The 12,957-nt window shown below is 64.9% G+C and carries 10 protein-coding genes, 1 tRNA gene and 1 other RNA gene; 4 read left to right on the forward strand and 8 right to left on the reverse strand.

The window, feature by feature from the left end; all coding sequences use genetic code 11:
* Window positions 1-12: 12 nt before the first annotated feature.
* Window positions 13-666 carry a hypothetical protein gene (locus DES52_RS08315; RefSeq protein WP_110886326.1) on the reverse strand — a complete coding sequence of 218 codons (654 nt, stop codon included), beginning with the start codon at window positions 664-666 and terminating at the stop codon, window positions 13-15.
* Window positions 667-841: 175 nt separating this feature from the next.
* Here DES52_RS08315 and DES52_RS08320 point away from each other — a divergent pair, with 175 nt between their 5' ends.
* Window positions 842-2,227 carry a DR2241 family protein gene (locus tag DES52_RS08320; protein ID WP_110886327.1) on the forward strand — a complete coding sequence of 462 codons (1,386 nt, stop codon included), beginning with the start codon at window positions 842-844 and terminating at the stop codon, window positions 2,225-2,227.
* Between the two features lie 49 nt (window positions 2,228-2,276).
* On the opposite strand, the gene pepF is transcribed toward DES52_RS08320, so the two are convergent.
* Window positions 2,277-4,082, reverse strand: coding sequence for an oligoendopeptidase F (gene pepF / locus DES52_RS08325; RefSeq protein WP_110886328.1), 1,806 nt, complete (start codon window positions 4,080-4,082; stop codon window positions 2,277-2,279).
* Window positions 4,083-4,205: 123 nt separating this feature from the next.
* On the reverse strand, window positions 4,206-5,165 hold the full coding sequence (locus DES52_RS08330) for a tRNA dihydrouridine synthase (RefSeq protein WP_245900825.1): 960 nt from the start codon (window positions 5,163-5,165) through the stop codon (window positions 4,206-4,208).
* Between the two features lie 109 nt (window positions 5,166-5,274).
* On the opposite strand from DES52_RS08330, the gene DES52_RS08335 reads away from it, so the two are divergent.
* Together DES52_RS08335 and argB are read left to right on the forward strand one after the other, a co-directional pair.
* A complete protein-coding gene (locus DES52_RS08335) occupies window positions 5,275-5,808 on the forward strand; it encodes a GNAT family N-acetyltransferase (protein WP_110886329.1) in 534 nt (177 codons plus the stop codon).
* A 49-nt stretch (window positions 5,809-5,857) separates the two neighbouring features.
* Window positions 5,858-6,607, forward strand: coding sequence for an acetylglutamate kinase (gene argB / locus DES52_RS08340; protein WP_110886330.1), 750 nt, complete (start codon window positions 5,858-5,860; stop codon window positions 6,605-6,607).
* 45 nt (window positions 6,608-6,652) lie between these two features.
* On the opposite strand, the gene DES52_RS08345 is transcribed toward argB, so the two are convergent.
* On the reverse strand, window positions 6,653-7,849 hold the full coding sequence (locus DES52_RS08345; protein WP_110886331.1) for a M28 family peptidase: 1,197 nt from the start codon (window positions 7,847-7,849) through the stop codon (window positions 6,653-6,655).
* Window positions 7,850-7,907: 58 nt separating this feature from the next.
* Window positions 7,908-9,368 (reverse strand): S8 family serine peptidase, encoded by a 1,461-nt coding sequence (locus tag DES52_RS08350; RefSeq protein ID WP_170130952.1) that lies wholly within the window; start codon window positions 9,366-9,368, stop codon window positions 7,908-7,910.
* A gap of 255 nt (window positions 9,369-9,623) precedes the next feature.
* Here DES52_RS08350 and lepA point away from each other — a divergent pair, with 255 nt between their 5' ends.
* Window positions 9,624-11,411, forward strand: a complete 1,788-nt coding sequence (gene lepA / locus DES52_RS08355) for a translation elongation factor 4 (protein ID WP_110886430.1) — start codon at window positions 9,624-9,626, stop codon at window positions 11,409-11,411.
* A gap of 195 nt (window positions 11,412-11,606) precedes the next feature.
* Here the strand turns inward: lepA and DES52_RS08360 are convergent, their stop codons facing one another.
* The 3 genes from DES52_RS08360 to ssrA all read right to left on the reverse strand — a co-directional run bounded on the left by DES52_RS08360 (window position 11,607) and on the right by ssrA (window position 12,882).
* Window positions 11,607-12,047 carry a superoxide dismutase gene (locus DES52_RS08360; RefSeq protein WP_110886333.1) on the reverse strand — a complete coding sequence of 147 codons (441 nt, stop codon included), beginning with the start codon at window positions 12,045-12,047 and terminating at the stop codon, window positions 11,607-11,609.
* Window positions 12,048-12,194: 147 nt separating this feature from the next.
* Window positions 12,195-12,281: transfer RNA gene (locus DES52_RS08365), tRNA-Leu, on the reverse strand.
* Between the two features lie 252 nt (window positions 12,282-12,533).
* Window positions 12,534-12,882: a transfer-messenger RNA gene (ssrA, locus tag DES52_RS08370) on the reverse strand.
* Between the last annotated feature and the right edge of the window lie 75 nt (window positions 12,883-12,957).

The following is a 12,957-nucleotide window of genomic DNA, read 5'->3' on the forward strand; positions in this document are numbered from 1 at the left end:
TGTTGCGGTGCCTCAGCGGCGGTTGGCGCCCATCAGCTGAGAGCCGATGATGGCCGCGAGGCTGACGAGGCCCGCCTTCGCCATGGGGTTTTGCAGAAGTTGTCCCAAGCCGCCGCCTTGCTGTTGCTGCGCCGGCTGGCCGTAACCCTGCTGGTATCCTTGCCCTTGCTGACCGTAGCCTTGCTGGTACCCTTGCCCTTGTTGGCCGTAGCCTTGCTGTTGCTGCTGGCCGCCGCCGAGCAGACCGCCCAGCAAGCCGCCGAGGCCGCCGCCTTGCTGTTGGCCGCCCATACCCTGACCCATGCCGCCGAGCATTCCGCCCATCATGCCGAACAAGTCGCCAATGCCGCCGCCGCGCCCTTGCTGCGAAAGCGCCTGACCCGACTGCATGAACGCGTTCGTGAGGTCGTGCGGATCGTCGGCCCGCACGTTCTGCACGGGCGTTCCCTGATGCTGGATCATGGCTTGCGCGAGCGCTTCACGTTGCTGAGGATCGAGTTGCTGCATGTACTGCTGCAACGCCTGCTGTTGCATCTCGGGCGGCGCGGAGCGCATGTACTGCTCGACGTACTGCGCCGCTTCGTGCGGATCGACGTCGTCGTTATTGACTTGAGCCTTGGCGAAGCGTTGGTTTTGGTCCATGTTGCGAAGCAGATCATCCATCATGAGAAAAGCTCCCTTCGAGTGGCGTGCGCCTCACTGTAGGAGGGAGCGACGTGAAAGGGCTCCGAGGCCGCTAAAGATGCACATCATGAACACTCCTCGCGATCTTCACCGGACGAACGTCCCGTAAGTTGGTAAGCTTCACGGTGCCATTTTCTGCCGACGCTAAACTGCCTTCATGCGTTCTCTCGTTCTCATCGGCCACGGCTCGCACTTGAATTCCGAGTCGGCGTCCGCCGTTTATCGTTACGCCGAGCTTTTACGGGAGAAAGGCACCTTCGACGAGGTGATCGAGGGATACTGGAAGGAAGAGCCGTCCTTGCGTCAGGTTCTGCGCACCGTGTCCTTCACGGACGTGACCGTCATCCCGATGTTCATCTCCGAGGGGTACTTCACCGAGACGGTGATTCCGCGCGAGCTCGGCCTCGGGCATCAAGGGCCCGTGCCGAAGGACGGAATCGCCCGCGTCATCGGCGGGCGCACGGTACGCTACACCTTGCCGTACGGAGTGCATCCGGCGATGAGCGACGTGATCCTCGACCGCGCCCGCGAAGCGTGCCCCGATCTCGACGGAAAGGACACCGCCCTCGTCATCATCGGGCACGGCACGACGCGCAACGCGAACTCCAGCCGCGTCGTCTACGAAAATGCCGACCGCATCCGGGCGATGGGCATCTTCTCGGAGGTGAGCGCCCTGTTCCTCGACGAGGACCCGCGCCTCTCGACGTGGCCCGACGTCACGACGTCCCCGAGGGTCGTGATGGTGCCGTTCTTCGCGTCGGAAGGCTGGCACACCTTGGAGACCATTCCCGACGACCTCGGCCTCACGGGGCCCGTGTCGGAACTCGAAGGGCGCGTGGTGTACTACGCCAAGCCGACGGGGACCCACCCGAAGGTCGCCGACGTGATCTCGAACCTCGCCGAGGAAGCGCGCGGCGCCTCGCCGCGCGGCGGCGAACTCGACGGGGGGCACGAGGCGGCGTGGCAAGCCTTCGAGGCGAAAGCTTCGCTGGGTCTGCGCATGGGCGAGATCCTCATCACGCCGCACGACGGGCTGTTCGAAGTGCGGCACGCGCTCGACGAGGGCCGCGACTTCCTGAAGACGTACGTCACGCCCGAGGGCTTGCGCGACGTCGTTCGTGAAGACGAGCGCGGCGAGCAGCGCCCCATCCGCACCTTGCGCTCTTTGCCGCGCGGTTGGCGGGGCGTCTTCGACCGCGCGAACTTGCGCCGCGCCGTGCACTTTCTGTACCCGGCGGTCGTGGAGGAAAGCTTCGCGTGCTCCAGCCACGCTCTGCACTGGACGCCGTGGGCGACGACCGCGCGCCGACAGACGGGCATCTACGCCAAAGTCGCCTCGGCCAAGCCGGACCTCGTCGCGAGCGTCTCGAAGGAAGTTTGCGGCAGTTGCCTCAGGACGCGCTTGTGGGCAGGTGAGAAGCTTCCGAAGACCTTCTTCGACGGCGTGCCGGGCGCTCTTCCTTGCGCGGAAGCCTGCACCCTGCTCGTGGCGGAAGTCAGGGAAGCGATGAGCAGCAAAGGAAAAGCGGCAGGACACCACTGACGTGGCGTCGGCCCTCTCCAACTGCGCGAGAGGGCCGACGCCAAGTCGGTTACCTCACCAGCCCTTCGAGCTTCTCGACGAGTCCCTCGACGCCTTTGAAGGCTTCCTCGATGGGAGCGGGCGTGGAGAGGTCGACGCCCGCGTTTCGCAAAGCGTCGAGTTGAGGCAAGCTGCCGCCGGCCTTCAGGAACGAGAGGTAAGCGTCGCGCGCTCCTTCTTGGCCGCTCAGGACACGTCGCGACAAGGCGGTGGCGGCAGCGATGCCCGACGCGTACTGGTGAACGTAGAAGGGGGCGAACAGGTGGGGGAACTGCGCCCAGGTGATGCCGACGCGCGCTTCGTCCTCGGGTTCGAACTCGACTTCGCCGCCGTAGCCTTCCTTGAACAATTCGAGCGTCCACGCGTTGAGCTGTTCGGCGCCGACGCCTTCGCCGCGCTCGACGGCTTCGTGCAATCTCAATTCGAGGCGCGCGAGGGTCGGCATCACGAAGAAGTATCGGTGGAAGTTCGCGAACGCTTCGTCGAGCATCGCGAGGACGAACGCGGCTTCGTCTCGTTGCGCGAGGAGATGAGCGCGAACCATCGCCTGGTTGAAGTTGCTGGCGGTCTCGGCGACCGTCATGCCGTACTGCGCGTACGTCACGGGCTGCGAGCGCTGCGTGAAGTACGTGTGCATGGAGTGCCCGAGTTCGTGCGCGAGGACGCTCATGCCGGGCAAGTCGTTCGAGTGGTTGAGCAAGATGAACGGGTGCGTTCCCGGACCGCCCGACGAGAAGGCGCCGCTAGACTTGCCGACGTTCGGGTAGACGTCCACCCAGCGTTCCTCCAGAAGACCTCGGCGCATCGGGGCGACGTACTCCTCGCCGAGCGGGGCCATGCCGCTCAAGACCATCTCGACGGCCTCGTCGTACGACACCTCGACCTTTTCACGGCCGAGCGGCGCGAAGACGTCGTGCGGGCGCAGCGTGTCCACGCCAAGGGCCGCCTTTCTCGCTCGCCAGTAGCGGTGCCACACGCCGACGTTGCGCTCGAAGACGCTCAGGACGTTCTCCAAGGCGGCGGGCGTGAGGCTTTGCGGGCGCAGGACGAAGTCCTTCGTACTTTCGTAACCGCGCTCCTTGGCTTGCAGCGCGACTTGACGTACGTTCGAGACGAGCAGCGACGCGAAGGTGTTCTTGAACGCCAAGAAGCCGTCGGCGTACGACGCGAACGCCGACGCACGAAGCGCGCGGTCCGACGAGCCGAGCAAGGCGCCGATCGAGCCGTTGGTCACGTCGCTCGTGGCATCGTCGGAGCCGGTCGCGGGCGAGAACTTGAGGTCGACGTTCATGAGAGCGCTGTAGGCCGTGTACGGTCCGGCGAACACGGCGGACAGGCGACCGAAGAGCGCCTCGATTTCCACGCTGCGCGTGTGGGGCGCGCGCTCGCGCACCTGCTGGAAGTAGTAGGCGTACGCGCTCAACTCCGGCGTTTCGGCGAGCGCCTCCAACGTTCCCTCGGGAAGCGCGAGGAGTTCCGGTTCGGCGAACGCCGTCGTCGCGCCGAATCCTGCCAGCAGGGCCTGCGCCTGCGAAACGCGCGCCGCCGCTTCGGGCACCGTTCCGTCCGACGATTCCTGCAACGACGCGTACACCATCACGCGGTACGCCCGAGCGCCAAGGTCCTCCACCTCTCGCAGGTACGCGAGCAGACGCGCGGAATCCGCGAGGTGACCGGCGAAGGCGGCGAGGCCGGGAATGGCCGCTTGGACGCTCGCGCGCTCCGCCTCCCACGCTTCGGGCGTGGCGAAGATGCTTTCGAGGTCCCACGTGAGGCGTGGATCAACATTCGAACGATGTGGCACGGTTTGCGACATGCGCGGAGTTTACCGCGACGCGAGGGCGCCGTGCGTCGATCGCGCGGCGGTTGGACGTGAGCGGCTCTCCACGGCGTGTGAACAGGCGTCGGGCGAGTCTCACGCCGATCTTCGCGCGTCACCTCACGCGGCAGGCTGGGCGGTGGTGCGGGACGAGGCGAACGTGACGACGCGTCGAACGTCGTCGACGGTCTCGACGCGCACGAGTTCTTCGCGCAGGTGCGGCAGATACTTCGCGAGGACTTTGCGCAAGGCGCGAATCCCCGTCCGCTCGCCGTAGAACGCGGCGGCGCGCTCGGCGTGCATCAAGGCGACTTTTGCGCGCTCCTCGTTCGTGGGGGCGGCTCCGCCGCTCGCTTCTCGAAAGATCCAGGGATTGCCGACGGCGCTCCTCGCGATCATGACTCCCGCGACGCCAAGCCGCTTCTTCTCGGCGACCTGCGAGGCGCGGGTGACGTCTCCGCTGCCGATGACAGGGATGCTCAAGTGCGCGGCGACGTTCGCGATGGCGTCCCAATTCGCCTCGCCTTCGTAACGTTGGGCGGCCGTGCGGCCGTGCACGGAGATCAGGGCGGCGCCCGCCTCCTGCAGGGCGAGCGCGATTTCCACGCTGCGGTCGGCGTCCCAACCGAGGCGCATCTTCGCCGAGACGTCGCACGACGCCGCGCGCCGCATCGCCTGAACGAGGTGCGCGGCGACTTCGGGTGTCTGAAGCAGGCAACTGCCACCGCGACCTTTCATCTTGGGAACGGGGCAACCGAGGTTGAGGTCGATCGCGATGGGCGCGTGAAGGCGCTCCACGTGCCTGCACGCGTCCGCGAGGACGTCGGCGTCCGCTCCGAACAGTTGAATGACGCGGTCGCGTTCGCCTTCGAACGGGCGACCGAGGTCGAGGGTCACGTCGCGTCCGTGCCGCCGCGTCGTCGCTTCCGTCACGACGCCCGCCGCGCTCATCATCTCGCTCACGGTCCAAAGAGCGCCCATGGACGAAGCGATTTCACGAAAGGGCGCGTCCGTGAAGCCCGCCATCGGCGCGAGGATGGCGCCCGGCGAGGCGAGGCGGCGCGTATAGAAGCCGTTCACGTGTGGAGTTTAGCGCACCGCTTCTCACCAAAAGGCGTACACTGTGACAAGACAAGCTCAAGTAAGAAATCGACACTCCACGCCTATACTGGCGTTCCCGGAGGACTTCGTGCTCTCGACACAGCCCGTGACGCTCGCCGACGCGAAAGTCGTTCACCGCCTCTACGCGGAGACGCCTCAGTACTTCGCCTCTCTCGGAACGCCGGTCCCGACGCTCGCCGAGGTGAGCCGCGAAGTGTCGCTCGCCCTCTTGGATCCGAGAAGGCGGCTCGAACTGCTGCGCGAGGAAGGCGAAGTCGTCGGGTGCCTCGACTACAAGCTGCACTACCCAACGCGAGGCGACGTCACCATCAACTTGCTTCTCATCTGCGAGAGCGCCCAGTCGCGCGGCATCGGCTCGCGCGCCGTCGCGGACTTCGAGGAGCGGCTTCCGGGCGGTACGCGGCGCGTCCTCGCGAGCGTCTTGGGGCACAACGAGCGCGCCGCGCGCTTCTGGCAGCGTCACGGTTACGACTTCGCCATCGACGCCCTGCCGGTCATGGAGTGGTACGCGAAGACGGTGCGCGTCGGCAAGGCCCGCGGCCTCAAGCGGCACGCGGACCAAGCGGTTCGCCCCGCCGCGAAGCTCGAAACGCCCGTTTGACCGCCGCCTTCCTTCACGCACTCGGCGCACGATTCGCTACGCTGAGCGCATGATCGTGAAGTACGGCGGCAACGCCATGAAATCCCTTGACCTTCGGCGCGCGGTCGCCCTCGAAATCGCCGCGTTGCGCCGAGAAACGAGTGTCGTCGTCGTGCACGGCGGCGGACCCGTCATCGAGAAGGAACTCGCGGCGCGCCGTTTGCCGAGCGAGTTCAAGCGTGGTCTGCGCGTCACGACGCCCGAGGCGATGAACGTCGTCGAGATGGCCCTCACGAAGCTCGGCAAGGAGCTCGCGCAGGATATCGGGCGAGCGATCGGCTTGTCGGGTCGTGACGATCGCTTGCTGCTGGCCGAATTGCAAAGCGAGGACCTCGGGCGGGTCGGACGCGTTACGAGCGTCAACGCCTCCTTGCTGCGCTCGCTGCTCGCCGCCGGAATCACCCCGGTCGTGAGCTGCGTCGCGGTGGACGAGGGCGGCGAGGCTCTCAACGTCAACGCGGACACGGCGGCGGGCGCCGTTGGCGGCGCGCTCGGCGAAGGCGTCGTGTTCCTGACGGACGTGGGCGGCGTGTACCGCGCCTACCCGGACCCCGACAGCCGCGCCTCGACGCTTTCCAGGGACGAAGTTCGGCAAGGCGTCGAGGCGGGGTGGATCGCGGGAGGAATGATTCCGAAGGTCGAGGCGGCGTTGACGGCGCTCGAGCGTGGCGCGCCGTTCGCGGTGATCGCCTCCGGCATGGAGGCGGGCGTGTTGCAGCGGGCGGTGCGGGGAGAGGCGGGAACGAGGATCGTGCCGTAAAGCGTCGGGCGGGGTGTTCAAACCCCGCCCCCCGCCGACCTCGTTTTACCGAGCGCTCGGAAGCGCGGTGTCCAGCAACTTCAACGCCGTGTCCGTCGCGTCGCGAATCAGCGTCGGGTCGGCGGTGACGTCGCCGGGTTGGTGGTAGTTCACGTCGATGCCTCGGTGGAAGAACAAGCTCGGCACGCCCGCGTCGATGAACGGCCCGTGGTCGCTGCCGCCGCTGTCACGGAACACCTGTAGCGACGGGATGACGCGCTGCGCGGCTTGCGAGAGCGAATCCGTTCCGCCCACGGCGAGCGGTGTGACGTCCACGCCGACCATGTCGAAGTTGAACATGGCGCGCAGACCGCGCGTCGCGGCCGAGTTGTTCGCGACGAAGGCGCGCGAGCCGCGCAAGCCGTCTTCCTCGCCGTCGAACAGCACGAAGTACGCCCGCGCGGACAGCGGCGTGTTCGCGACGCGTCGCGCGACGTCCAGCACGGCCGCGGTTCCGGACGCGTTGTCGTTCGCGCCGGGCGCGCGAACGACGGAGTCCATGTGTCCTCCGAAGAGGATCTCGGGCGCGGTAACGCCTTTCTTGTACGCGACGACGTTCGCACCACGTACCGTCCGGTCGACCGTGCGAACGCGCAGCGTCACCGAGTCACCCGAGCGCAGGAGCGCGCCGTCCGCTTGCGACACGCCTAGAACCGGGAGGTCCAGCGTGCCGCCGAGGGTCCCGCGCAACTCCCCCATGGTGTTGTTCACGATGATGACACCGACCGCTCCCGCGTCGAGGGCATTGCGGGCTTTTTGAGCGAACGGGACGTTTTGTCCGCGCGAAATGACGGCGATCTTGCCGCGCACGTTGGCTGCGGCGACGTCGCTTGGTGTGCCGACGCCGCTCACGAGCGCGAGGAGCGCCGTGACCTCCGCGCCTTTCGAGCCTTGCAGGGCGTTTCCGGCGATCGTTCGCGAGCCGACGCGAACGTCCGAGCCGAGGTCGTCGAAGCGACCGTACGTGAATTCGTCGCGGCGCGTCTCGTAGCCGAGCGCCTTGAACTGCGCTTCCAGGTATCCGCGCGCCTTCTCGATGGACTCGCTTCCCGCGACGCGCGGTCCGTTTGCGAGAAGGGCCTTGAGGTCGGTGGAGATGACGTCGAGCGAGGATGCGGACGCGGGGGCGACCGGAGCGGTTTGCGAAAGTCCGGACGTGACGAGCAGCGTGCCGAGCAGCACGCCAGGAAGCAAAAAGCGCATGTGCTCATAAGAGCACACGCGCATGAAAGCCGAGTTCGACGAGAAAGCGTCCCGAGAATTAGAAGCCGCTGCTGACGCGACCGCCGCCGTAGGCGGGATCGTTGCCGGGCTTGCCGAGATCGGACGCGCGCTTGGCGAGTTCCGACGCCACCGCCGCCGGGTTCATACGACCGCCGCTTTGGCCGATAATGAGCGCGGCGATTCCGCTAGCGTGCGGTGCGGCCATGCTCGTGCCGGCGGCCCAAGTGTAACCACCGTTCACGTTCGTGCTGAGCACCATGTCAAACACCCAACAGGGTCTGGTGAGGCCACCAACCGTGCAAGGAGCTTCGCCAGGAAGACGGCTGTCGCCACCAGGAGCGGCGAAGTTAACCGCCGACGCTCCGAAGTTGCTGTACGAAGTCAGTACGTCGAGATTTGTCGTTGGGTCTTGGCCCCACCCTTCCGGGCTGGTCGCCGAGATCGACAGGACGTGCGCGGAGTCGGCCGGAACCGAGATGATGTCGGCGGACTTGTCCTTGTCGATCGCGTCGTTGCCTTCCGACGCGATGATCGTGGTGCCCTTGTTGTAGGCGTACGTCGTTGCGCGGCTCAGCGCTGTCGTGATGGCGGTGATCTCGTTGGCACTTACACGCACGTCGTCGCTGGTGTCGTTCGGCGTGCCGTTGTCGTCGATGTAGCTGCGGCGCGGCAGCGTGGCGCCGAGGCTCATGTTGATGACGTCCGCGTCGATATCGGCGGCGTACGTGATGCCCGCAATGATGCCCGCGAACGAACCGCTTCCCGTCTTGGCCGACAGGACTTTGACCGCGACGATTTCGGCGTCGGGCGCGACGCCGATCACACCGATGTTGTTGTCGGCGGCGGCAATCGTTCCGGCAACGTGCGTGCCGTGATTGAACGTCGTGCCTTGCATGTCGTAGTACGTCTGGCCGCTGACGAAGGACGTGCTGAGCTCGGTGTTGAGGTTGGGCGCGATGTCAGGGTGGCTCTTAAAAATACCACTGTCGAGCACAGCAACCCGCACTTTACGGCCCGTGGCGTCCTTGCCACGAACACCGGCGGCCCACGCTTGCGGCGCGTGCACGGCTTGCAGGCCCCACAGCAGCGGGTAGCGCGTGTTGGTGTTGGGGTTCGTGGCGGTCAAGGCGGCGGTCTCGTCGAGCGCGACGGTCTTGAACTTCGCGTCGTTCTCGGAGGGAATCCATTGCAGCGTCAAGTCCCGCACGACGATGTCCGCGAAGCGGCCGTACGCGCTGGGATTCTTGGTCACGACGTTCGCGAATCCGGCCGCTTCGTCCACGCTGACGAGTTGGTCGCCGTTGCGGGCGACGGTGTTGCGGAAGTCGGCGGGCAGAGCACGGGCGCTGCTGACGATGTAGCTGGCCGCCACACCGGACGTGCCGAGCGCCTGCAGGGACGATCCTTGCGGCAAGGTCGCGCCGGTTTGGGAATTGCACCCGACGGCGAGGAGGGACGTAAGGGCGATGGCCGACAAAGCAAGAACATTCTTCGCCACAACACTCCTTGTGCCACGAACCAACAGCGTGAGGAAACGGACGACGATCAAAGCCTTTAAAGGGCGTTCGTCGCGCCTTGCTGGGGTTGCTATTACTTGGCTGTCTGAAGGCTAGCGTAAGGAAGGCCTTTTAATATGAGAGCGAAACTTTAGATAAATTTTACATAGTCTCATACTTCTCTAATTGAGTGGAGAGTCGAACTTCGGCGTGGCGTGGACGCTTTCGTTTCGAGCTCACCGCGCTAGACTCTTTTGGTGAACGTTCGGAACTTCAGCATCATCGCGCACGTCGACCACGGCAAGAGCACGCTGGCCGACCGCATCTTGGAGCGACTCGGCGCGATGGGCGAGCGCGACAAGCGCGACCAGACGCTCGACACGCTGGAACTCGAGCGCGAGCGCGGCATCACCATCAAGAGCACCCCGATTCGGCTGCAGTACAAGCGTCCGAACGGCGAGGAGTACACCCTCAACCTCATCGACACGCCCGGGCACGTGGACTTCAACTACGAGGTGAGCCGCAGTCTCGCCGCGTGCGAAGGCGTCCTGCTGCTCGTCGACGCCTCGCAAGGCGTCGAGGCTCAGACGATCGTCAACGCCTACCTCGCGATCGACAACAACTTGGAGATCGTTCCCGTCGTCAACAAGATCGATCTGCCCGCCGCCGACCCCGAGGGAGCGGCGAAGGAGCTCGAAGACGTCATCGGTATTCCAGCGGACGGCGCGATCTTCGCGTCGGGTAAGACGGGCATCGGCGTGGACGAGATCCTGGAGGCGATCGTCGAGCGTATTCCCGCGCCTCTAGGGAATCCGGACGGGCCCCTCAAAGCGCTGATCTTCGACTCGTTTTACGACGCGTACCAAGGCGTGATTCTGTTCGTGCGGGTCCTGGAAGGAACGCTGCACGCGAAAGATCAAATCACGCTGTTCTCGAACGGGCGAACCTTCGACGTCGACAAGGTCGGCACGTTCTCGCCGGGCCTCGTCGTCGGGTCCGAACTCACGGTCGGATCGGTCGGGTGGATCGCGGCGGGGATCAAGGACATTCACGACGCGCAAGTCGGCGACACCGTCACGAGCAAGGACAACGCGACGACCGAGCCCTTCCCGGGCTTCAAGCCCGCGCAACCCGTGGTGTTCTCGGGTCTGTATCCCACGAACACCGAGGATTACCGTCGCTTGCGCGAAGCCCTGGAGAGGCTCAAGCTCAACGACGCGGCCTTCGTGTTCGAACCGGAAACGTCCGAAGCCCTCGGCTTCGGGTTCCGCTGCGGCTTTCTTGGCTTGCTGCACGCCGAGATCATCCAAGAACGCCTCGAGCGCGAGTACGACCTCGACCTCATCGCGACCGCGCCCGCCGTCGTGTACCGCCTCACCCTCACGAACGGCGAGGTGTTCGAAACGCAGAATCCCGCCGAGTTTCCCACCAAGGACCGCATCGACGTCATGGAGGAGCCGTACATCAAGCTCTCCGTGATGCTTCCCGAGGAGTACGTCGGCCCCGTCATGCAGCTTCTGCAAGATCGTCGCGGCGTCATGAAGACGATGAACTACCTCGGCAAGCGCGTCGAGCTTCTGTACGAAGTGCCGTTCGCCGAGATTCTGTACGACTTCCACGACCGTCTCAAGAGCATTTCGCGCGGCTACGCCTCTATGGACTACGAGCAGATCGGTTACCGCGAAGGCGACCTCGTCAAAGTCGACATCTACGTCAATCAAGAAATGGTCGACGCCCTCGCCGTGATCGTGCACGAAAGCAAGGCGTACTCCTTGGGCCGCAAGATCGTCGACAAGATGGCGGAAGTCATTCCCAGGCAGATGTTCGCCGTGCCGGTGCAAGCGGCGATTGGCGGCAAGATCATCGCGCGCGCGACCGTCAAGGCTTACCGCAAGGACGTTCTGGCGAAGTGCTACGGCGGTGACATCAGCCGCAAGAAGAAACTCCTCGAAAAGCAGAAGAAGGGCAAGGCCCGCATGAAGAACATCGGCACCGTGGAAGTGCCGCAAGAAGCGTTCCTGGCAGTGCTCAGCACGGAAGAGTGAAGCGCTCGCGGAACGCCGTCCGACGAGCACGCCCGTATTCCACACCGAATCTTCGGTGAACGGCGAACTCTGGCCTACCATGCCATCAGCGAGAACCGCAGGTCGGCGCGGCTCTTCGCCGCCTTCGAAAGCGTGCACGGATAGAAGCGAGGGCGCTCGGCCTCACGTGAGGCCGAGCGCCGTTCGACGAGGATCTCAGCGAAGGTTCGTGCAGATCACGCCGCCGTCCACGGGAGCAAACGCGTCGTTCGCGGTATGCACGTTGATGTACGTCGCGTTTTGCAGCGCGCCGCTCGCCACGAGGTTGCGTATCTCCACGTTGCCGTTCGCGTCCGTGCGGCCCGTCATGGTCGTGGCCGCGATTGGAGCGCCGCCCGACGCGCACGGCGTTTGAGACGCGTTGCCCTGAAGGTGGTAGTGCGCCACGTAGTTCGTATTGGCGCTCAACCCTTGCAGGCGCAGCACGGTCGCCGTGTCGCCGCTCGACAACTGCATGATCGTCGCCGTGCCCTTTCCGGCCGTCGTCACACCCGCCTGCGCCGAGAAGGTCTTCGTCTGGGTCGCGCCCGACACGACCGGACCGCACGCGACGAGAACGACGGATCCGACGAGGCCGAGGCCGATTCTTCTGTTCATGTGTCCTCCTGAGCAAAACGTCCAGTCCAGGGCAGGGTAAGAGGCGCTCGGAAAACCCGTCCGTACCTTGGCTCGCCAATTGAAGGAGGCGTGAAGGCGAAGGGGCGAGCCGTCGAGCAAGCGAAAAACGCTGCCGAAGCAGCGTCTTGGTGCCGAGAGCGGGACTTGAACCCGCACGGGGTCTCCCCCATTCGATTTTAAGTCGAGTGCGTCTACCGATTTCGCCATCCCGGCTCGAGCGGGAGTATAGCGCACTTCGAGGAGCGTCCTATCGGTGTAAAGCAGGAGCAACCGAGGTGCCTCGAAAGGGTGAGGGCAAGTTTGTCCGGAGTCGAGGACCATCGCGCGACGGATGGTATGGGTGACGCGACGCGGCAGGCTTCGTTCATTCCCGAGCGAGGATGATTCGTCCTCTCCGAGCCAGGCCCCGACCACCGAGGATGAAGCGGCGACGAAAAAAAGGCCGACTCGAAAGTCGGCCTTCGGTGGTGGAGACGGAGGGAGTCGAACCCTCGTCTAAGAGCCCTTCAGACGTGCGTCTACAAGCTTAGTTCGTCGTTTGGATCTCGGTCGTGGAGCGCCGACGAACAGGCTCTCTTCGGACCCAGCTTCTTAATTTTCGCGCGCTCCCTAGAAGCGTCCGGAGCGGCTAGCCTTCTTTTCGTCAGTTCGCGCGACGCCAAAGGCCGGGCTTCGCGGTCACTTACTCACTTAAGCAGCGAGTTGGTAAGAAGTTTCGCCAGTTAATGGCTTGACCGGTGATTTACGAGGCCCACGGTCATCCTCGGCTTGCAACATCGCCCTCGGCGGCCCCTATCGAAACCGGAGCGTCCCCAGGCGAAAAAAAGTATAGCAGAGCCGCGCCAGGAGAGTGTTCATCGTCCACAATGCCTAGTGCTCACGGCGACCT

This window comes from Deinococcus yavapaiensis KR-236, assembly GCF_003217515.1.
Classification (GTDB): domain Bacteria; phylum Deinococcota; class Deinococci; order Deinococcales; family Deinococcaceae; genus Deinococcus_A; species Deinococcus_A yavapaiensis.

Excerpts from the sequence above, each read along its gene's own strand:
- DES52_RS08315 (WP_110886326.1), bottom strand. The coding sequence starts at position 666 with ATGATGGATGATCTGCTTCGCAACATGGACCAAAACCAACGCTTCGCC.
- DES52_RS08320 (WP_110886327.1), top strand. The coding sequence starts at position 842 with ATGCGTTCTCTCGTTCTCATCGGCCACGGCTCGCACTTGAATTCCGAG.
- pepF (WP_110886328.1), bottom strand. The coding sequence starts at position 4,082 with ATGTCGCAAACCGTGCCACATCGTTCGAATGTTGATCCACGCCTCACG.
- argB (WP_110886330.1), top strand. The coding sequence starts at position 5,858 with ATGATCGTGAAGTACGGCGGCAACGCCATGAAATCCCTTGACCTTCGG.
- DES52_RS08345 (WP_110886331.1), bottom strand. The coding sequence starts at position 7,849 with ATGCGCTTTTTGCTTCCTGGCGTGCTGCTCGGCACGCTGCTCGTCACG.
- DES52_RS08360 (WP_110886333.1), bottom strand. The coding sequence starts at position 12,047 with ATGAACAGAAGAATCGGCCTCGGCCTCGTCGGATCCGTCGTTCTCGTC.